21 protein-coding genes are annotated in these 21,151 nt (G+C 44.3%); 16 read left to right on the top strand and 5 right to left on the bottom strand.

Annotated elements, in window-relative coordinates; translation table 11 throughout:
• Nucleotides 1-205: 205 nt before the first annotated feature.
• The 3 genes from HQ865_RS08840 to HQ865_RS08850 all read left to right on the top strand — a co-directional run bounded on the left by HQ865_RS08840 (nucleotide 206) and on the right by HQ865_RS08850 (nucleotide 2,990).
• The gene (locus HQ865_RS08840; RefSeq protein ID WP_173414547.1) at nucleotides 206-883 is read left to right on the top strand and encodes an ABC transporter ATP-binding protein; all 678 of its coding nucleotides are present in this window, start codon (nucleotides 206-208) and stop codon (nucleotides 881-883) included.
• A 7-nt stretch (nucleotides 884-890) separates the two neighbouring features.
• Entirely contained in the window at nucleotides 891-2,207 is a 1,317-nt protein-coding gene (locus tag HQ865_RS08845; protein WP_173414548.1) for a TolC family protein, read from the top strand.
• A gap of 183 nt (nucleotides 2,208-2,390) precedes the next feature.
• A complete protein-coding gene (locus tag HQ865_RS08850) occupies nucleotides 2,391-2,990 on the top strand; it encodes a porin family protein (protein ID WP_173414549.1) in 600 nt (199 codons plus the stop codon).
• 1 nt (nucleotide 2,991) lies between these two features.
• Here the strand turns inward: HQ865_RS08850 and HQ865_RS08855 are convergent, their stop codons facing one another.
• Together HQ865_RS08855 and HQ865_RS08860 are read right to left on the bottom strand one after the other, a co-directional pair.
• Nucleotides 2,992-4,050 carry a DUF3667 domain-containing protein gene (locus tag HQ865_RS08855; RefSeq protein WP_173414550.1) on the bottom strand — a complete coding sequence of 353 codons (1,059 nt, stop codon included), beginning with the start codon at nucleotides 4,048-4,050 and terminating at the stop codon, nucleotides 2,992-2,994.
• A gap of 101 nt (nucleotides 4,051-4,151) precedes the next feature.
• Nucleotides 4,152-5,411, bottom strand: coding sequence for a nucleoside permease (locus HQ865_RS08860; protein WP_173414551.1), 1,260 nt, complete (start codon nucleotides 5,409-5,411; stop codon nucleotides 4,152-4,154).
• A gap of 194 nt (nucleotides 5,412-5,605) precedes the next feature.
• On the opposite strand from HQ865_RS08860, the gene HQ865_RS08865 reads away from it, so the two are divergent.
• From HQ865_RS08865 to HQ865_RS08920, 12 genes are all read left to right on the top strand, one after another.
• On the top strand, nucleotides 5,606-6,292 hold the full coding sequence (locus HQ865_RS08865) for an NUDIX hydrolase (protein ID WP_173414552.1): 687 nt from the start codon (nucleotides 5,606-5,608) through the stop codon (nucleotides 6,290-6,292).
• Between the two features lie 98 nt (nucleotides 6,293-6,390).
• On the top strand, nucleotides 6,391-7,287 hold the full coding sequence (locus HQ865_RS08870) for an NUDIX domain-containing protein (protein ID WP_173414553.1): 897 nt from the start codon (nucleotides 6,391-6,393) through the stop codon (nucleotides 7,285-7,287).
• A gap of 4 nt (nucleotides 7,288-7,291) precedes the next feature.
• Complete coding sequence (locus HQ865_RS08875; protein ID WP_173414554.1) at nucleotides 7,292-8,713, top strand: nicotinate phosphoribosyltransferase; 1,422 nt, start codon at nucleotides 7,292-7,294, stop codon at nucleotides 8,711-8,713.
• A gap of 3 nt (nucleotides 8,714-8,716) precedes the next feature.
• Entirely contained in the window at nucleotides 8,717-9,622 is a 906-nt protein-coding gene (locus HQ865_RS08880) for a ribose-phosphate diphosphokinase (protein WP_173414555.1), read from the top strand.
• 100 nt (nucleotides 9,623-9,722) lie between these two features.
• On the top strand, nucleotides 9,723-10,319 hold the full coding sequence (locus tag HQ865_RS08885) for a porin family protein (RefSeq protein WP_173414556.1): 597 nt from the start codon (nucleotides 9,723-9,725) through the stop codon (nucleotides 10,317-10,319).
• A 149-nt stretch (nucleotides 10,320-10,468) separates the two neighbouring features.
• Complete coding sequence (locus HQ865_RS08890) at nucleotides 10,469-12,004, top strand: IS1182 family transposase (protein WP_173412997.1); 1,536 nt, start codon at nucleotides 10,469-10,471, stop codon at nucleotides 12,002-12,004.
• 258 nt (nucleotides 12,005-12,262) lie between these two features.
• Nucleotides 12,263-12,871, top strand: coding sequence for a DUF2262 domain-containing protein (locus tag HQ865_RS08895; protein WP_173414557.1), 609 nt, complete (start codon nucleotides 12,263-12,265; stop codon nucleotides 12,869-12,871).
• A gap of 2 nt (nucleotides 12,872-12,873) precedes the next feature.
• Nucleotides 12,874-13,263 carry a hypothetical protein gene (locus HQ865_RS08900; RefSeq protein WP_173414558.1) on the top strand — a complete coding sequence of 130 codons (390 nt, stop codon included), beginning with the start codon at nucleotides 12,874-12,876 and terminating at the stop codon, nucleotides 13,261-13,263.
• 167 nt (nucleotides 13,264-13,430) lie between these two features.
• Nucleotides 13,431-14,507 (top strand): ligand-binding sensor domain-containing protein, encoded by a 1,077-nt coding sequence (locus HQ865_RS08905; protein ID WP_173414559.1) that lies wholly within the window; start codon nucleotides 13,431-13,433, stop codon nucleotides 14,505-14,507.
• Nucleotides 14,508-14,567: 60 nt separating this feature from the next.
• Nucleotides 14,568-15,209 carry a YceI family protein gene (locus HQ865_RS08910; protein WP_173414560.1) on the top strand — a complete coding sequence of 214 codons (642 nt, stop codon included), beginning with the start codon at nucleotides 14,568-14,570 and terminating at the stop codon, nucleotides 15,207-15,209.
• Between the two features lie 176 nt (nucleotides 15,210-15,385).
• Nucleotides 15,386-16,486: a WD40/YVTN/BNR-like repeat-containing protein gene (locus HQ865_RS08915; protein WP_173414561.1), complete on the top strand. Its 1,101-nt coding sequence runs from the start codon at nucleotides 15,386-15,388 to the stop codon at nucleotides 16,484-16,486.
• A gap of 109 nt (nucleotides 16,487-16,595) precedes the next feature.
• Nucleotides 16,596-17,588 (top strand): ligand-binding sensor domain-containing protein, encoded by a 993-nt coding sequence (locus HQ865_RS08920; protein WP_237073780.1) that lies wholly within the window; start codon nucleotides 16,596-16,598, stop codon nucleotides 17,586-17,588.
• A gap of 648 nt (nucleotides 17,589-18,236) precedes the next feature.
• On the opposite strand, the gene HQ865_RS08925 is transcribed toward HQ865_RS08920, so the two are convergent.
• From HQ865_RS08925 to HQ865_RS08935, 3 genes are all read right to left on the bottom strand, one after another.
• Nucleotides 18,237-18,839, bottom strand: coding sequence for a bifunctional nuclease family protein (locus HQ865_RS08925; RefSeq protein ID WP_173414563.1), 603 nt, complete (start codon nucleotides 18,837-18,839; stop codon nucleotides 18,237-18,239).
• Nucleotides 18,840-18,869: 30 nt separating this feature from the next.
• Nucleotides 18,870-19,847: an electron transfer flavoprotein subunit alpha/FixB family protein gene (locus tag HQ865_RS08930; protein ID WP_173414564.1), complete on the bottom strand. Its 978-nt coding sequence runs from the start codon at nucleotides 19,845-19,847 to the stop codon at nucleotides 18,870-18,872.
• A 102-nt stretch (nucleotides 19,848-19,949) separates the two neighbouring features.
• A complete protein-coding gene (locus HQ865_RS08935) occupies nucleotides 19,950-20,687 on the bottom strand; it encodes an electron transfer flavoprotein subunit beta/FixA family protein (RefSeq protein ID WP_173417760.1) in 738 nt (245 codons plus the stop codon).
• A gap of 46 nt (nucleotides 20,688-20,733) precedes the next feature.
• Between HQ865_RS08935 and HQ865_RS08940 the strand changes: the two genes are divergently transcribed.
• The gene (locus tag HQ865_RS08940; protein WP_173414565.1) at nucleotides 20,734-21,078 is read left to right on the top strand and encodes a tetratricopeptide repeat protein; all 345 of its coding nucleotides are present in this window, start codon (nucleotides 20,734-20,736) and stop codon (nucleotides 21,076-21,078) included.
• Nucleotides 21,079-21,151 lie beyond the last annotated feature (73 nt).

Raw genomic sequence — 21,151 nt, forward strand, 5'->3', positions numbered from 1 at the left:
TTTACCGACTTCCGGGCTAACTGTATCATAACCGAACGCTCCGTGTTACATAAGCGGACGGTGAGTATCGTTATTTTCTTTTTAATGTATTGATATTCAGTTGATTTAATGTTTGGTACATTATTCAATAGGTTGGTATTGATCTGGTAAATAACTTAGTTGCAATAACAGGTCAATTATTTAAATCAAAACACAACAATTTAAAATGCTATCACTACAGCACATTTCAAAATACTTCCAGGCGGGCGGCAATAAAAACATTGTACTGAACGATATCAGCCTTGAGATAGAAGAAGGCGAGTTTGTATCTATTATGGGGCCATCGGGTTCGGGCAAATCAACTTTGCTTAATATTATCGGTATGCTGGATGAACCATCTGAAGGCTTCCACTATTTTATGGGCCAGGCGGTGCACCAGTTAAAAGAAAAGCAGCGTTCGTCCCTGTATAAGCAATATATCGGGTTTGTATTCCAGGCTTATCATTTAATTGATGAGCTTACCGTTTACGAAAACATCGAGACCCCGCTGATCTACCAGGATATCAAAGGTGCCGAGCGTAAGGCATTAGTTGCTGATATGCTCGACCGCTTCCAGATCGTGGGGAAGAAAGATCTTTTCCCGGCACAACTTTCAGGCGGGCAGCAGCAGTTGGTAGGTATTGCCCGTGCATTGATCGCCCAGCCACGCCTGATACTGGCGGATGAGCCTACAGGCAACCTGAACTCCAAACAAGGCGAGGAAATTATGGAGATCTTCCAAAAATTAAATAAAGACCACGGCGTAACCATTATACAGGTTACCCACTCAGAAAAAAACGCGGCATACGGTTCTAAGATCATCGAATTATTAGACGGTAAAATTGCCTCATCAACCAAATTATAATACACTGATGCGTTACTTTAAATACCTGTTATTACTTACTTTTTTAAGCGCTAAGGCATTTAGCCAAAGCGCCGATTCTGTACTCACCCTGCAGCAATGTATTGATATTGCCATTAAAAACAACCTTGATGTGCACAAAAGCCAGCTGCAAATGGAAGCCGATCGTATTTACTGGCAACAAGCACGCGAAAACCTGCTACCCGGATTCAGTGGCGATGTAAATCATTCGTTAAGTACCGGCCGCAGCCAGGACCCTACAACCTATACTTACGTTAACCAATCGATCACTACCGGCCAGTATGCCTTAAATGCTAACGTTACACTGTTCAACGGGCTTACCCTGCAAAACCGTATCAAACAGCAATCATTAGCTTACCAGGCTGGCCAAATGGATTACCAGCAGGCTAAGGAAAATATTACGCTCAGCGTGATAACAACCTATTTGAGCGTGCTGGATAACCAGGATCAGTTAGCGCAGGTGCAAACCCAGCTTGAAGTATCTAAAAAGCAATTAGACCGTAACGAGATATTGAACAAGGACGGTAATATTGCTCCGCAAACCCTTTACGATCTGCGCGGCCAGTCAGCAAACGATAAACTGTCTATCGTAAACACGCGTAACGCGGTATATGCGGCCAGGCTTAACCTGCTGCAAATTATGAACGTGCCCTTTGATAAGGAAGTAAAATTGCAGCGCCTCACAGCCGACCAATTACCCGGTGCCTACACAGCAACATCGGCACAGATATATACCAAAGCATTAGCAGACCTTTCTTTGGTTAAAGCGGCCGATCTTCGCCAGAAAAGTGCTGAAAAAGCTGTAAGCGCAACAAAGGGTAACCTGTTGCCATCCCTTTCGTTGTCAGGTGGTTTATTGACTAATTACTCCAGTGGCTCAAGTGCCGCCTTTAGCGATCAGTTTAAAAATAATTACAGCACTTACGGCGGCTTGGGTTTACATATTCCTATCCTAAACTCGTTTAAAAGTCGTAACGCGGTAGCATTGGCTAAGATCGACCTGCAAAATGCTAAATATGTAGCCGAAAATACCAAGATACAATTGAAGCAAAACATTGAGCAAGCCTACATCAACATGACCAGCGCTTACGAACGCTACCAGATATTAACCGACCAGGTAGCAGCCTATAGCGAATCGTTCAGGATAGCCGAAGTACGCTTTAACGACGGCGACTTAAACTCGGTTGATTACCTGGTGGCTAAAAGTAATATGGATAAATCCAAAACCAGCCTCATCAACGCGCGTTACGATTACTTTATCCGCACTAAAATATTAGATTACTACCAGGGTAAACTGGCTTTGTAATAGCTGTGGCAATTTAACCACAAAGCACACAAAGATTTTTCACAAAGACCACAAAGAATAAAAACTGATATTCTTTGTGGTCTTTGTGTTTATCAGCAAAAACAAATCCTTTGCGCTCTTTGTGGTTAAATTGCCTATATGGTTCATGGATTTTAAATACCTTAGCGTAAAATTTAACCTGTCATGAAAAAGCATCTCGCCCTGTCTGTTATTTGTTTGTTAGCCATAAAACTGGCATCCGCCCAAATCATCCCATCGTTTGAGTTTGGCCTGAAGGGCGGCATGAACCTTTCTAAGTTTTCGCATACGGCCACATTCGCTACCGGGAACAGGGCAGGGTACCTGGGCGGTGTATGGGCAAGGGTAGGGGGCCTGGGCTTCAACTTTCAGCCCGAGTTGTATATCACCGGCAAAAACGTAACCATAAATAACAACAACGGAACGGTTAACAAGGCATCGTTCACCAGTTTGGATGTGCCCTTGCTGTTGGGGAGTAAAATTGGCGCGTTTGGTGTTGGCGGCAGGTTTTATACCGGCCCGCTGTTCTCGTTGGCACTTTATAAAGATCAAAACCTTGGCGCGGCCTTAGGTAATGTAGCCCGCCTGAATTATAAAGACCAAAGCATGGCCTGGACGTTTGGCGCCGGATTGGATATCAAAAAAATATCTGTAGACCTGCGTTACGAATATGGCTTAAGCAAACAGCCCTACAATAACGGCCAGGACGAAACGCGCGTGAATATTTTTAACCTGACGCTGGGTTACCGTTTATTCTCGTTGTAAATTAAGCGGTTACCGCCGTTACCATCAGCATCCCTATTACACATATTATTGCCATTGCCCAATACATAACCGCAATGCCTGTCATTTTACTAATGGTACGCCAACGACTGCGTTGATATACTACCCGCAGGGAACGGTAAATGTAATAGACCGTATAGACCGTCACAAAAAGGGTAAGCAAATCGCTGAATGAGTGCCAGCTTGCGGGCAGGATGCGCTGAATAAGGAGTATAACGCCCGAAAACAGGAAGAAGAAGCAATGCAGATGAATGCTGTAGATGAGGTGCTCTACATAATACTTCCTGTTCTTCCAGAAGGTGATCTTGAGTATCAGGGCGAATAAGGGCAGCAGTACAAACATTACTTTAGGCGCGTTATGTTTCACGTCTTCCTTAAAGTGTTCCATCGCCTGTTCCTTGCCATATTTTTGTTCGTAAAGCAAAGTCCGCTCTTTAAAAAAGTGATCGAAAAAGCCATCGCGCTTAGCCGCGGGTAGTTTGCTTTGGCTGCGGTTATATAGTTCGGCCGTGCTATCGGTATCATCGCCGGTTCTGGTAATGGTAACCGGCGCGTGGATGCTATCCACCTTTACACCTTCTGCTTTGCCGGCCACGTGGTTTACCGTTTGCGATAATTTATCCCGCTGTTTGGCACTAAGGCTGCTGTCCTTAGCGATATCCTTCTTTACCGCGTCTATGATCTCGCTGTTCGAGTTTTTTTTCGTTTGATCATCGGTTCGGATAATATTATGATCGCCTTTAAAAAGCAGGATGAAGTATACCAAACTGATGAAAATATACATCTTAACAGGGTGCAGGTATTGCCCCCGCCGGCCGGCCATATATTCAATAGTGAGTTGCCCTGGTTTAAGCAGCAGGGGTTTTAGGGTGTGAAAAAACTGGTGATCGAAATGGAAGTAATCGCTTACGGCATGGTTAAGCATGTGGCCAAAACTTTCCTTTATTTCAAGGTTCTCCTGCCCGCAATTGTGGCAAAATTTGCCTTGAAGGTCGGAGCCGCAGTTCAGGCAGTCGTGCTCGTGGCGGTAGTGTTTCTTCATGGGTGATAGAGCCGGTAGATTTTTGTGCTTAAAAATAATAAAAAAGCCCGGTCTGCAATTTTAGCGGCCGGGCTTTTTTATTATTTATGCCTGAATAATTGTTAAGCGTGTTTATAAGCTTCCACCAACGCTTTATTGTGCTTATATCTGAATACAAACGGGAAGATAACGGCAATTACTAACGCGTAAGCGGCAAAGCTTAGCCAGATGTTATGCCAATCCTTTGCTCCATGGGCATCGGTAAAGAATTTTTGGATCACATTTCCACTGATCATACTGCCAAAGTATGCACCGAAGCCGTTCACCATCATCATAAACAAACCCTGGGCGCTGCCACGTATCTCGGGCGTGGTTTGGGTTTCTACAAACAACGAACCTGAGATATTAAAGAAATCGAAGGCCATGCCATAAACAATGCACGACAGGATGATCATCCATAAGCCATCGGCTGGGTTGCCAAATGCGAACAAGCCGAAGCGCAACACCCAGGCCAGCATGCTAAACAGCATCACGTTCTTAATACCAAACTTACGCAGGAAGAACGGGATAGCCAGGATAAACAAAGTCTCGGAAATTTGCGAGATGGACATGATGATGGCCGGGTATTTCACCGTGAGCGTATCCTGATAAGCGGCTATATTTTTAAAATCGTGGATGTAGGTATCACCATAGGCATTAGTTAACTGCAGGGCAGCCCCTAATAACATAGAGAAAGCGAAGAAGATAGCGAACTTAGGCGTTTTAAACAGCGCGAAGGCATTTAAGCCAAGCAGACTGGCAACCGATTTGTTATCAACCTTGCTTAACAGTGGCGGGCATTTCGGCAGGCTGAAGGCGTATAGGCCCAGCATTAACGATACCGCCGAAGCGATGTAGAATTGATTTGGCGATGTTTCGTTATGCGTAAGGCTAACTACCCAAAGCGCTACAATAAAGCCCACTGTGCCCCAGGTGCGGATAGGCGGATATACCTTTACCACATCTTGTCCCTCACCTTTTAATGCTGAATAGGCCACCGTGATTGATAGCGATAGGGTAGGCATGTAGCAGATCATGTTTAACAGGATGATCCAGAAAAAGGTATCCGGGTTGGTTACCATAGGCAGGCAGAACAATACGCCCGCACCAAGGATATGCATAATGCCGTATAATTTTTCGGCGTTGATAAGCCTATCTGATATAATACCTGTTAGGGCCGGCATAAAAATAGCCGAGATACCCATGGTGGAAAAAATAGCGCCAAACTGCGAACCCGACCAGCCTTTATTTTGAAACCAGTATGCACCAATGGTGATCAGCCACGCCCCCCAAATAAAAAACTGCATAAAATTCATCAGTATTAAGCGAAACTTAATATTCATATAGGTGCCGGTTTATATGTTATAGCTATGTTAAATTAAAGCGGGAAAGTAGTGATTTATTTGCGAAAGCAAAAAAATAGGGCAACAGATTTTTGCGGCACCCCAATTTATGAAAATTTTATTCGGTTCGATTACGATAACTTACCCGCTTTACAACATTTGCGTACTATTTACATTAATACTAATTTTGGTGTATGCCGGTTAATCAAAAAATAAAGGTTGCTGTTGATGGTGTGGTGTTTGGATATACATCAAAAGATGGTTTATTAATATTGCTGATAAAACGCGATGTTACACCATTTAAGGGCGATTGGGCGCTGCCGGGCGGTTTGGTGCTGGACGAAGAATCGCTGGAGGATGCTATTTACCGGGAACTGAAGGAGGAAACCGGTGTGCAGATCAACTACCTTGAACAACTGTATAGCTTCGGCAAGCCGGGCCGCGACCCGCGGAATAGGGTAGTGTCTATCACTTATTATGGCCTGGTTAAACCCGACGGCCTAATGCTTAATGCCGGTACCGATGCCGGCGATGCGCGCTGGTTCAACGTGAAGAACATGCCCGAACTGGCTTTCGATCACCGGGACATCGTATCGGTAGCCTTGAAGCGCTTGCAAAGTAAGATCGTATACGAACCTATTGGCTTTGAATTGCTGGATGAAAAGTTTCCCTTCTCCGAACTGGAGAAGTTATACATGGCTGTACTCGACCGGCCTATCGATAGGCGGAACTTCAAAAAGAAGGTCAGCAAGTTCGGATTCCTGATCGAAACTAATGAAAAACAAGCCCTCGAAACCGCTGGCCGCCCCGGTAATTTATTCTGCTTCGACCAGGAGAAATACTTCCAACTAAAAAAAGACGGCATTAACTTCGAGATTTAAAAGATTGATTTATAGTTATTTGTAAAATAATGTAAAATTTAATTTGCGTATTAAAAACGCATATTTATATTTGTGTATAATTAACGCAAATATAAATCATGAAAACAGCAGTAATTATCGCCCGGTTCCAATCGCCATACCTGCACGAGGGGCACCACAGCCTGATTAAACAGGTGATGTCCAACCACAATAAACTGGTAATTGTATTAGGGGTAAGCCCCATAAAAGGCAGCCGTAAAAATCCGTACGATTACTACACGCGTGAAAAGATGATCAAGAAGGAGTATCCCGAGGTGATCGTGCTGCCCATCAGCGATCACCCGAGCGATATCACCTGGTCGCAAAATTTGGATATGATGCTGAGCGGCGTTTTCCCGGCCGAGCAGTTTGCCCTGTATGGCAGCCGCGACAGCTTTATCCCATACTACAGCGGCAAATTTGAAACTGTAGAACTGCCCGAACATGGCGACTATAACGCCACCGAATTGCGTAACCAATTTGCAGATAAGGTTTACGACTCTACCGATTTTCGCGCAGGCATTTTGTACGCTTATCATAATCAGTATACCAAGGTGTTCCCAACGGTTGATATCGCCCTGTTCAGGAATAATAAAACCGAGTTGTTGCTGGGTAAAAAAGCCACCAACAATAAATGGCGCTTTGTAGGCGGCTTCGCCGATCCTGAAGATGCAAATTATGAAAGCGCTGCCGCCCGCGAACTGAAAGAGGAGTGCGGCGAACTGGAGTTTGGCGGGATGAGCTACGAAACATCGCGCAAGATAAACGACTGGCGTTATCGCAGTGAAGCGGACAAGATCATCACCCTGCTTTTCAGTTGCGATTATACAGCCGGCGAGCCAAAAGCCCAGGATGATATCATCGGCTTAGGCTGGGTAAAACTAAGCGAGATCCCGCAGTTGATAGATACCGGGCAGATCAGCGATGAGCACCTGGAACTATTTCAGCATATTTTAAACAAGTACCTTAAAAACTAATGTTATGAAACGCGCAAATTTTGTATTACTGGCCGATGCCTATAAATACTCACACCATAAATTATACATTCCCGGCACCACCCATATTTACAGCTACCTGGAAAGTCGTGGCGGCTTATTTAACGAAACCATTTTCTTCGGCCTGCAATACTTTTTAAAGGAGTATGTGGAAGGAGTGGCCTTTACACAGCAAGACCTGGACGAAGCCGGACCATTTTTAAAACAGGTTTTTGGCAGGGATGATGTGTTTGATAAAAGCCGGTTTCAGTATATCCTTGATAAATACAACGGCAAACTACCCGTAAAAATAAAAACCGTTGCCGAAGGCACCGTAGTGCCCACCGGAAATGTGCTGATGACCATTGAAAACACCGACCCGGAATGTTTTTGGCTGACCAACTTTTTAGAAACCTTGCTGATGCAGGTTTGGTACCCCAGCACCGTGGCTACTTTAAGTCACCAGGTGAAAAAGGTGATCGGCCAGTTTTACAGCGAAACCGCCACCAAAGGCAGCGAAGCCGGGATTGATTTTGTATTGAACGACTTTGGCTTCCGTGGTGTAAGCAGTGTGGAGAGTGCCGGGTTAGGCGGCAGCGCTCACCTGATAAGCTTTTTAGGGAGTGATAATTTAGCCGGTTCTGTACTGGCACAGCAATATTATAATGCCAATAAAGTATATGGTGTAAGCATCACCGCTACCGAACATAGCATATGTACCTTATTAGGTAAAGATGGCGAACTGGATGTGTTCAGGCATATACTGAAAACGTTCCCAACCGGGATCATCGCCTGCGTATCCGACAGCTATAATATCTTCCGCGCCTGCGAAAGCTATTGGGGCGAAGAATTGAAGCAGGACATTTTAAAACGCGACGGCGTATTGGTGATCCGCCCCGACAGTGGCGACCCGGTAATGACCTTGCTGGAGATCTTTAAGATCCTGTTTGATAAATTCGGTTATATTACAAATAAAAAAGGCTATAAGGTGCTGCCACCGCAATTGCGCGTAATACAGGGCGATGGGGTAAATTACCATGCCATTATCGATATCTATAAGGCTTTACAAGCCAATGGCATCAGCGCCGAGAATTTGGTTTTAGGCATGGGCGGTGCCTTACTACAAAAGGTTGACCGCGATACCCAGCGCTTCGCTTTAAAATGCAGTTATGCTACCATTAACGGCCGGGATGTAAATGTTGAAAAAAGCCCCACCGAAATGGATAAAAACGGTAACATTACCGAAAGTTTTAAAAAGAGCAAGGCCGGCAAACTAAAATTGGTTAAAGCAGATGGCACTTACCGCACCGTAAAGCAACACGAATACCCTGAATTGCCCGACGAACTGGTAACCGTTTTTGAAAACGGCGAAACCGTAAAGGAGTGGAGCTTTGAGCAGGTAAGGGAACTAGCCAATAATAATTTATAAGAAATGAAAAAGCTACTGTTTCATATTAACGGATACCGCTACCTGGCCGAAAAGGTATTAGCCTGCGGCAAGTTTGAAGAGGGTGTAGTGGAGATAGACACCTTCTCGGACGGGGAATGTTACCAGCGGATCTGCACCCCGGTAGAGAACCGCGATGTGGTGTTGATCGGCGGAACGGTGAACGATGCGGCGACACTTGAACTGTTCGACCTGGCTTCTTCACTGGTGAGTTATGGGGCAAATTCGCTGAGTTTGGTGGTGCCGTACTTTGGCTATTCAACTATGGAGCGGGCCGTTAAGCCCGGCGAGGTGGTGACTGCCAAAACAAGGGCACGGTTGTTTTCGGCTATTCCACGCGGCAATAAAGGCAATAAGATCTACCTGTTTGATCTGCACACCGAGGGCCTGCCGCATTATTTTGAGCACGAACTTTACCCGGTACATGTGTATTGCAAGGATATTGTGATTGATGCAGCGAGGCAATACGGCGGCAATAATTTTGTAATGGCCAACACCGATGCCGGCCGGGCCAAATGGGTAGAATCGCTGGCTAACGATATGGGCGTTAATGCCGCCTTCATCTTAAAGCGCCGCCTCAGCGGCGACCATACCGAAGTAAGCGCCATCAACGCCGATGTGAAGGGTAAAACAGTGATGATATATGATGATATGATCCGCTCGGGCGGCAGTATCATCAACGCTGCACAAACTTATAAAGATGCCGGCGCGGCGGCCATTTATGTTATCTGCACACACGGTTTGTTTGTAAACAATGGCCTGGAGAAATTAAAGGCAAGCGGATTGATAGAAAAAGTGATCTGTACTGATACACATAAGAACATAAACCCTATCCACGATGAGTTTTTGGAGGTGAGGAGTGTGGCGGATTTGATTTGCGCTGCGGTTTAATTGGTGTGATCAAAAGACCGGCAATGGGCACCAATAATTTATTATTAATAAAAGATATTTAGGGAAACCACTATATTCGACCAAACTTTATTTACAATTTATGAGAAAAATTTTAACCACACTGCTAATTACGGCTGGATTTTGCACGGCCGCTTTTTCACAAACAAAGGGCACTACCGAATTTGGTATTAACGTTGGCTACAATGGCGCCACAGTAACAGCAGGCAACCTTACAAACACCGATTACAAAAGCGGTTTTAACGCGGGTGTTTCTGTTGAACACTATTTTTCGGAAAGCTGGAGCTTTAAAACAAAATTGCTTTACGATCAAAAGGGCTGGGACAATGGTTTTTACGGTACTAAAACTACTAATTACAGCTTAAACTACTTAACCGTTCCCTTGCTGGCTAACTGGCATTTTGGGCGTACTAAGAACTGGTTCCTTAATTTTGGCCCGTATGTAAGCTTTTTATTAGCTGCGTCGGAAAGCGCGGGAGGCCAGGATGTAAAACCTTATTTTAACACTGTAGATGGCGGGCTTGATCTGGGTATTGGTATAAAATTCCCGGTTGCCGAAAAAACGAAGTTCTTTATTGAACTTAACGGCCAGGGAGGTGTTACGGATATTGGTAAAAACAACAGCGGGTCTTCAATTAAAAACAGCCTGTCTTCTATAAATATCGGCCTTACTTTTTAAGCGTAAACAATAGTGTAAAAAAGGGGCTGTATCATAAATCATGGTATGGCCTCTTTTTTATTTGTGCATAATTTATTGGAATAAAGAGGGGTATTTATTTGATATAATAATCTGATTTTCATATATTTATGTATCGAAAGTAGCGTAGTATGTCCTCTAAAAGACCTGTATTCAAGCCCTACCAGCAACGGCAGTTGATGGCTATTCCTCCGACACTTGACGAATTAGTTCCGGCATCGCACCCGGTGCGTGTAGTTAACGATGTGATCGACAGGCTCTATCTGGAACCATTGCTGAAAGCTTATCATATCCGCGGGAGTTCAAGCTATCACCCGCAAATGTTGTTAAAGGTGCTGGTATATGGGTATGTAACCAACACCTACTCCAGCCGAAAGCTGGCAGCAGCCTGCCGGGAAAGCGTTTACCTGATGTGGCTGAGTTCGATGAACTATCCTGATCATAATACGATCAACCGTTTCCGGGGCGTACGTTTGAAGCATGCGCTGCGTGATGTGTTCGAAGATGTGGTGAAACTTTTGGCAGAGGAAGGCCTGCTCAGTATTGAAGAAGTGAATACGGACGGGACAAAGATAGAGGCGAATGCAAACCGGTATACCTTTGTCTGGAAGAAAGCGATTCAGACCAATAAGGAAAAGATGAAAAAGCAGCTGTCAGAGATATGGGACTATGCCCAAAGCGTAGCAAAAGAAGAAGACAGGCTGCCTGATCCGCCTGACTTTACTGTTATTGACAGTGAAAAGGTCAATGCCGCAGTAGATAAACTCAATGAGAAGCTTTCCTCGCGTGAGGATGTTTCCAAACAGGTCAAAAGCAAGCTGCGGTATATCAGCAAACATTACCCGCAGGCCATTGCCCGCTATGAGCAGCAGGAAGCTCTGCTGGGTGAACGCAACAGCTATTCCAAGACCGATACGGATGCCACATTCATGCGGATGAAGGAAGACCACATGAAAAACGGCCAGTTAAAACCGGGGTATAATGTTCAGATATCCACATCCAACCAGTTCATTGTCAATTACACCATTCACTCCAACACCACAGACACCAATACATTAAGTGCTCATTTAGCGCAGCATGAAGTCAGCTTTGGCAAAGCACCGCAAGTGCTTACAGCCGATGCCGGATATGGCTCCGAGGAGAACTACACGCGGTTGGAACAAAAAGGAACAATCGCCTTTGTAAAGTATGGGATGTTCGATAAGGAACAAAATGAGAATCACAACAACAAGCACCCTTTTGCAGCAAATAAGCTTTTTTACAACCAGGAGAAAGATTGTTACATCTGCCCGATGGGCCAGCAAATGAATTTCATCGGAACAAGTAAAAGAAAAACAAGCACGGAGTTTGAACAAACGGTAAAAAGATACCAGGCAGTTAACTGCGCTAACTGTCCGCTGAACGGTATTTGCCATAAATCAAAAGGGAATCGGATCATTGAAATCAATGAAAACCTGAACCGCCTGAAACAAAAGGCGCACGAGCTGTTAAACAGTGAAGAAGGCATACAACGGCGAAAGAAACGCTGCTTTGATGTAGAACCTGTATTTGGTAATATTAAGCAGAACCATGGCTTTAAACGGTTTATGCTCCGCGGCAAGGAAAAAGTAGAAATAGAATGGGGTTTAGTTGCAATCGCACAAAATCTAAGGAAAAAAGCGGCTTAAATGAGTCGTTTTACCACTCAGGTTCGCCCAAGAAAGCTACCCCCTCCCCCTCAAAAAATTCCATAGAAACTCAATACCAAATTCAGCTATTAGGCTAAAAAAATAAAGACCGCATCATTTGATTTATGATACGGCCTCTTTTTATTTGTTCCGATCTACAAATTCATCGGTAGAGAATTTAGATTTTAACGCTTGTGGATATAAACCAGTCTATAGGGATAAATTAATTAATACATTTATGTTAATAAAACCTGCAACATGGGACTTTTTGACTTTTTAAAACCTAAAGACAAGGGCAACAATAAAAACGCCTTTGTAAAACCATCGATAGAGCCTGATATTAAAGGCGGGTTTGATTTAAAGCTATCTGATTTTTATACCCAAACACAATCGGCACAGGTTATTTCGGTAAAAGTAAGTCCCGACTTTTACGAGCTGTTTCCTGAAGCTAAAGCGCCGGCAGAAACCGGCGATAAACTGGAGTTAAAAACCGCAGCAATTAATATTGTTTTTTGGGGACAAACTGTTGAAGTAAGTTTTAACCCGAACGATATCCCTGACAATTCCGAAGCATTTATCACCCAAATAAACAAGCAATTAAACTGGCTGATAAAGAACCCTGAAGCGGTGAACGAAGTGATCATCCGCGATTTGCTACAATTAAAAAACGACAATTGGCTAAATGAAGATGAAACACCGCTCACCAAAGAAAGCTTCTTAAAGTCTATAAGGCTAACATCGATAGGCTTTTATGAAGATACAAATTTCAGCTTGTACTATGACGATGGGGACTTATTCTTTGGCCACACGATCATCGTTGAAATAAATGCAGAAAGAGAAGTACAAGAGGCGTCTATAGCGGGGTAAATATGGCAAGACCTAAACCAGATCCACGTTATATCACCCGGGAGGCATTTATCTCCATAAGAGAAAAAATTGAATGGCCTTACGGTGATTGGATGCAAGATTGGCCCCTCGAAATTTCCGATAAAATAGATTTAGCTTCTTGTCTCGGGTTGTACCCTCGTTTAATCGACGAGGATGAAAAGTTTCTTTTAATGCAAGGCATGTTGTTCGCGTTAGATGAAGCCAACGAAAATGATCTTAAGCTTTACAGTCAGAAAATTACTGAAGTTTTAAAATCTGACTTCGATATTCATAAATCAACAATATACTATTGGACGCTTTATGGAACTGAGTCTGAAGATGGATTTACCATCACTCCATTGATGCAGCGGATATGGGATTCTCAACCCTAAGCACTATATATATTTATAAAGTTTGTTCGTATGCAGCAGATAAAACCCGCTACTGTCTGAATATCAAGACTTAATTTTACATTTTTTACATTTTTATTTACAATCCAAATTCCCCGCGCCGGATGATATCAAGGTAGTTTTGCCCAATCACTTTGATATAAAAAAAAATGAAAACACACTCACAAATCTGCATTTTATTCATGATGCTTGCTTTTTGCACCTATTGCCAGGGACAAAACAAAACAACCCTTTTAAAGGAAAACGCCGCCTCCGGGCCTAAAGAGGTGATCATGCCACAGGCACCAAACAAGCTTGTCCGCAGCATCAGGCAAGACAGCAAGGGCAATATCTGGCTTGCTTCAGCGAAAGGGGTTTTTCGCTACGATGGTAAATCCTTTACTAATGTTACCGATAAGGCGAGTTCGGCCGGCTTTTTTTCTGTTTTGGAAGATAGAAAAGGGAATTTTTGGTTTAGTTCTGCTGGTTCAGGGGTTTATTATTACGATGGGAAATCCTTTAAAAATTATACCATCAACAATGGACTTCCCGGTAATGGGGTTACCTGTATTTATGAAGATAAAGCCGGTAATATTTGGTTCGGCACGGAATCAGGAGCAAGCCGGTACGATGGCAAATCCTTTCGGACCTTTAAAATGAAGGAAACACTGGCGCCGCCCGGCGCCGGCGATTCTGTCCACGTATCAACTTTCGAAAGCGAGCTTTGGAGGCATAATGATATTAATGCCATTATTGAAGACAAAGCAGGCAAGTTATGGTTTGGTACCAAAGGCGATGTTTACGTTTATGATGGTAAAACATTTACCGCTGTCAAAAACACTAACGGCAAATCGTTTACAAATGTTGGTACCATAACAGAAGATAAAAAGGGCAATATCTGGCTTGGGGGTAAAGATGGCCTATGGCGTTATGACGGCCACATGTTTACCAATATCTCCCCAAACTTTATTAATTATATCTACGAAGATAAAACAGGCAATATCTGGACTACTTCGCAAAGTGCCAATGACCACGACTGGACACTTTCCCGTTATGATGCAAAATCACTGACCGACAAAGCGCCGGTTGTAACCGAGATCAAATCAAAATATAAAGGCAATAAAGGAATACTTTACGGGATCATGGAAGCTAATGACGGAAGTATTTGGTTAGGATCAGGCGATGGGGTTTCCCGGTATGATGGAAGTACGATTACGGAACTTAAAAACGCGGCCGGTCGGCAATAATGTGTATTGCTGATCTTAACATCATCTGTCAGTTATTTCAATCAATCTAATTCTTGTAGTATGAACAATAAGCTATTAACCAGTTACTTATTTTTAATTATTACTTCTTTTTTCCTGGGTTGTAGTGCAACCGGGGAAAATAAAAACAATACATCGTCGAGCTCCATATCCTTACATGTTGGGGATGAAAAATATTTTACTATAGATACAAAGGAAAGCGTTGTAGCATGGACAGGTTCAGGTGTTCACGGGAAGCATGACGGGTATGCCTATATATCAAAAGGAGAATTGATGATTGAAAACGGCCAACTTATGGGCGGTACTGTTGAAATAGACATGACCAAAACTGAGGGGCCTGGTCACGCGACGAATAATAACCTTATTAATCACTTAAAAGGTCCTGATTTTTTTGATGTTGAGAAATTCCCCTTTTCTACAATCGTAATTACCAAAAGCGCAGCAATAAACGGTGAGAATAAAACAGTTACAGGGAAGCTGATGATTAAAGGTATCACAGAGCCGGTTACCTTCCCGGCCAGAATAGAAATCAGGGACGGAATTGTAAAAGCGAGTGCCAGGCTGATCATCGATCGGACAAAATGGGGTATCCGTTACAATTCAGGAAAGTTCTATGATAATTTGGCTGATAGAGCTATTTCGGATTCCATTGGATTTCAGATCAATATCGTAGCAAAAAAATAAATAAGCTTGATACACAGCCTGAACTATGTAATGCCTTAAGACACGCGCGTGCGCAAACAATGGTTCAGGCTGTGTGTATCAAGCTTATTTTACAATTTTTACAATTTTATTTACAATCCAAATTCTTCATCCGGAAACATATCAAAGTAGATTTGTTTCATCAAAACTTATAGGACATGAAAACTAAAAAAACGAACAAATTATTTGTGTTTATTCCGGTTATCATCCTGGTACTGTTTTTACTAAATTCTTTTGTACTAAAAGAAAAGAAAGCGATGGTAAAAACAACAGGGACTTTGAATATCGTTTTCAGATCTACCGACGGCGGACAAACATGGCAGAACATTAGCAAAGGCCTGCCCGGAAATTTGCAGAGAGAAGGTGTGCCGGCGTATGGTTTTTTTGCAAATGACCGTGGCCTGTATTTACGTGCCGGCAATGGGGTTTATCACAGTGAGCCAAATTCCGCAACTTCGTTTTGGGCAAAAGAGACCATTCCCGGTATACAGCGTAACATTGTCCCCGGCAAGGATGGAATTTTTGCTTATGATTTTAGGGGGCAGTTTTTACAAAAGATAAACGGGCAGCGTGATTGGTCGCCCATGTACACCAATTTTCAAGAGCAGGCCGTACGCCTTAACAAAACGGTAGATTGGATGTACAAAAACTATAAAGAGAAACAAGTAAGCAGCCTTTTTGAAAGCACGGAGGGTACAGTTCTCGTCGGCTCCAACAACGCCGTTTATAGATCAGCTAACAGTGGGAAAACCTGGGAATATGTGCAGGTTGAAGGCTGGGTAATGAAAATGATAGAGTCGAACGGTGTACTCCTGGCGCTCAGCTCACGGGGAATATTACGGTCGGACGATGATGGTAAAAATTGGGACCGGGTGATCAGTAAAGCGGGTGCTGGCGTAGCTGTGGAATGTATTGACGGCGGATTTGCCGCTATAGCCTACAACTCCACAACAAAAACCAACACCCTGCACATTTCACGGGATAATGGAAAAACCTGGAACGACATAGGAGCAGGACTTCAGCCTTCCTGGGGGAGTTCATTATTCAAAAAACTATTCGATCCTAAATTTTCATTCTATATTTCATCAATTAAACAAGCGGGCAAATATTTAATATGTAGTAGCTCAGATGGTGTTTTCCGGTCGGCTGACATGGGCAAAACGTGGGAAAAACTATTACTTCCTTCTATAGAAAATAAGGGCTTCAGTTTATCTGCTTCAGGCAATGTGATTTATCTTATGCCAAACAGAGGGTGTTAAAAAACGCCACAATAGCTTTTTAGCTTTTTGAAATTCTTATCGATTAATAAACATGCGATACACACACGTATATGCTTTGCTACTGGCGTTTGTTTTTTGCGGCCGCTGCATGGCGCAAACCCAAGCAGACTTGCCCAAAGACAATGGCAAGCCCGATGACAAAAACGCAAGCACAACTGCCGGGCCTAACAGCATCACCCGGAATATCATACAAGATAGGAAGGGCAATATTTGGATCGCCTCGTGGGAGGGGGTGTTCCGGTACGATGGGAGATCATTCATCAACATTACCCGTAAAGTAAGTTCGGCGCGGTTTTTTTCTCTTTTAGAAGATAGCAAAGGCAACCTGTGGTTCGGCTCTATTGGTTCCGGCGTTTATCGTTACGATGGGAAGTCCTTTAAAAATCTGACCATTAAGGATGGCTTGCTTAATAATGATGTTGGCAGTATTTACGAAGATAAAAAAGGCAATATCTGGTTCGGTGTTTTCGGGGGCGCAAGCCGTTACAATGGGAAGTCATTCCGCAATTATATCATCAACGGCCAGGCGATGAATGAAGACCGGACTGGTAAAACTTTTGCGGATAGGCCGCCTTACGAGGTGAACGCCATTATTGAAGATAAGGCCGGCATGTTTTGGTTTGCCACCAGGGGCAATACCTTTGTGTATGACGGAAAAACCTTTACCGTTGCAATGCACGAAAACCAACCTTTTCAAAATGTCCGTACGATGATGACAGACAAAAAGGGCAATATTTGGCTGGGCGGCAATGATGGCCTTTGGCGCTATGACGGCAGCACATTTACCCTTTTAAAACCGAAGTTTACCGGTTATATCTACCAGGATAAAAAGGGCAACATCTGGACCAGTTCAGAAAAGGATAACAGCCGGGACTGGGCAGTTTCCCGGTACGATGAAAAGACTTTATATACCGCGAAGCCAACTGCAGCCGAAATAATTACTAAACCAATGACTTTCGGGATAACGGGAGATAGCAAAGGCAATATTTGGTTTGGTGCTGTTGACGGGGTGTATCGTTATGATGGGGTTGGTGTTAGTGATTTTAGAGGTGCGGGTTATTTGATGAAGCAATGGGAGTAATAAGCAAGCTTTGTTGGTGTTGGCGCATTTGTGGACAGTGTGTCATTAGTGTGGATCTGATTCCCGCTTTGAATACGCCCATTCAAGCGTGCCGCTTGAATGCGTGGATTTATTAAGCGTGCCGCTTAATTTTTTTGTGCCAATACATCAATTTAAGCGGAACGCTTAGATTGATGTATATCCAAGCGACACGCTTGGATAGGCGGGTGATGGGAGTACTGTTACCGATTTTAAAGATAGCAATGGAAAGCCTTTGATGAATGAGTGGAATTGAGCGGGCGTTGGATTGGTTGGTTTTAACAACCAGCACTGCGAAGTGGTGCCGTGATAAGATCGACTACGGGCTGAACTTTAATTAATTCCCTCTCCGCTACCCGAAAGCGTCCCCATTTGTGGTAAATTATCAGTCTATTGCAGAACATACTCATGTCTCTGGAAACTTTGGTGGCGTAAGTCTGTCAGTACCTTAAAAAAACAGCTTAGTGGTGAGCAAATGAAATTCTGAACAAACGCATATATTGAATTATAAATCAATAGGTTGCGTGTTCAATTTTTGTTCAAAAAACAAGGATTTTTGTTCATTTTTTTTATTCCACTGAAACATTTTTGCGCTGAAAGTGCACATGCTATAGCCCGTAGAAGGAAACCTTACGATGCCTTCCGCTTATTCAACTCATCCCTGATCTTGGCTGCTTTTTCGTAAGCTTCATCGGCAAGGGCTTCCTGCAGCATGGTTTTTAACTCATCCTCACTTACCGATTTGTAATTGCCGGCGGGGGAGGCTGGGTTCTTTTCTTCGGCGGGTTGCTCGTTCAGGTTTTCGAGGTATACAAAATCGTTGCCTTCGATAACGATGCCGGCGGTTGAGAGAATAAACTCGTAGGTATGGATAGGGCAGTCGAAACGGACGGCCATGGCAATGGCATCGGATGTACGGGCATCTACTTCAACAGTCTTTTTACCGTCCGAGCAGATGAGTTTGGCGTAGAAGATGCCATCTACCAGGTTGTAGATAATGATCTCCTGGATCTGGATATTATAAGCCTGGGCAAAGCTTTTAAACAGGTCGTGCGTTAGGGGGCGGCTCGGGGTCATCTTCTCTATCTCGATGGCGATAGCCTGCGCCTCGAAGCTGCCGATAATGATCGGCAGGCGGCGGCGTCCATTCACCTCGCCCAAAACCAACGCGTACGCACCGGATTGTGTTTGGCTGTATGACAGGCCAACAATATCCAGCTCTATTTTCTTCATGTTATTACCCATAACCCGGCTCAATCCATGTTATGCGGTAGCCTTGTAGGCCTTAACCGCTTCAATTAATTTAGGGACAACCTCAAAAGCATCGCCAACTATACCGTAATCGGCCACTTTAAAAAATGGCGCTTCGGGATCCTTGTTGATAACCACAATAACCTTTGAACGGCTAATGCCCGCCAAATGTTGGATAGCCCCCGAAATACCGATGGCAATATACAAATTTGGGCTGACAGCTATACCGGTTTGTCCCACGTGTTCGCTATGCGGGCGCCATCCCGCGTCGGATACCGGCTTAGAGCAGGCCGTAGCAGCACCCAGCAGGTTGGCCAGTTCTTCTACCATACCCCAGTTCTCCGGGCCCTTCAGGCCACGGCCGCCGGATACTACAATATCGGCATCGGGCAGGGAGATCTTATCGGTAGAGCGAACGATCTCCTTTAGCATCGCCTTAAAGTCCGATTCCTTTACATCAACGCTAAAGTCTTCCACCTTAGCCGATGTACCCTTATCAACAACCTGGTACGAGTTTGGTGTTAAGGCAATCACTTTTTTAGCCGATGTCAGTTCTACCACAGCAAAAGCTTTGCCCGAGAACGCAGTTTTTTTGATGCTGAATTTACCGCCGCTTAGTTCGGGCAGGGAAACCGCGCCATCAGCCACACCGGCATCCAGCTTGGCGCCAACGCGCGGTGCCAGTCCGCGACCTGAGAACGAGTTGGATAATACTACAATATCGGCACCCTCGCTTTTGGCGGCTTCGGCAATTACCGAGGCGTAGGCCTGGTTAACAAAGTTTTTCAGCTTATCGGCCGATACATTCAGCACCTTATCGGCGCCGTATTTACCTAACAAGGCAAGGTCATCGGCACTAACATCGCCGATAGATATAGCGGTAAGGGTAGTGCTTTGCGCATCGGCAATAGCCTTAGCGTAGGAAACTACTTCGAATATCGATTTTTTGAATTTGCCCCCGGCATTTTCGGTATATACTAAAACTGGCATTGTTTTATTCAGATTTTAGACGTGAGATATGAGATTTGAGACCAATTGATTAACCGGTGATGCGAGGGTCTCATATCTCACATCCCGGTTCTCATATCTCTCTTAAATAACTTTGGCTTCGGTGTGTAACAGGTCAACCAGCTTAGCAGTTTCATCGGCGCTTACCAATTTTACCTGGCCGCGAGGGGCAGGGGTTTCGTAGGCGGTTACCTCCAGGTTCAGGGCCACATCCACCGGTTCTATCACCTGTAAAGGCTTGGTACGTGCCGACATGATGCCGCGCATGTTCGGGATCTTCGGTTCGGCAACGCCCTCGGCAGTACCGGCTATAAACGGCAACGGGATGCTCAGGATCTCCTTGCCGCCCTCAATCTCGCGTTCAACCGTAGCATGGCTGCCGCTGATATCCAGCTTTTTAATGATGGATACCGATGGGATATCCAGCAGTTCGCCAACCATGGCAGCCACTTTTGATCCGTTATAATCGATGGACTCGCGGCCGGTCAGGATCAAATCAAAAGCATTTGCTTTGGCGTATTCAGCAATTTGTTTGGCCACAAACCAGGCATCGTGTGCTACGGCGTTCACACGTACGGCATCTGTTGCGCCAATGGCCAGGGCTTTGCGAATGGTTGGTTCGGTGCCTACATCGCCAACATTAATAACGGTTACTGTGCCGTTGCCGCCGTCGGTTAGTTCGATGGCGCGGGCCAGGGCAATTTCATCATAAGGGTTCAGGATAAATTGAACACCGGCAGCATTAAATTGCGTGTTATTGCTGGTAAAAGTTATTTTTGTCGTGGTGTCGGGCACGTTGCTTATGCACACTAAGATCTTCATCATGCAGAGGTTTTTGCAAATTTAGTAAAAAAAGAGAGCGTTTAAAATGCAGGTTAACCGATTAGAGAAATTACTGGAGTTTTTAAAGAACGAACCCGACGACGAGTTTTTATTATATGCCCTCGCCACCGAATATCTGCGTTTAAATCAAACAGATATGGCCCTTAGCTACTACGAAAAGCTGGTGAACGAACACCCCGGTTATGTGGGTACCTACTATCATTTAGGTAAGCTGTACGAAGCACTTAACCGTAATGATGACGCCCTGAAAACCTATCAAACCGGTATGCAAACCGCCCGTGCGGCCCGCGATAACCATGCATTATCGGAGTTGCAATCGGTTTATAACCAGTTGAACGGTTTTGGGGATGATGACGATGATGATTATTGAGTAAGTTCATGGTTCATAGATAATGGTTCATAGTAGTAAAGCTCCTAACCATGAACTATGAACCATCAACCAT

This window comes from Mucilaginibacter mali (assembly GCF_013283875.1).
Taxonomy (GTDB): Bacteria; Bacteroidota; Bacteroidia; order Sphingobacteriales; family Sphingobacteriaceae; genus Mucilaginibacter; species Mucilaginibacter mali.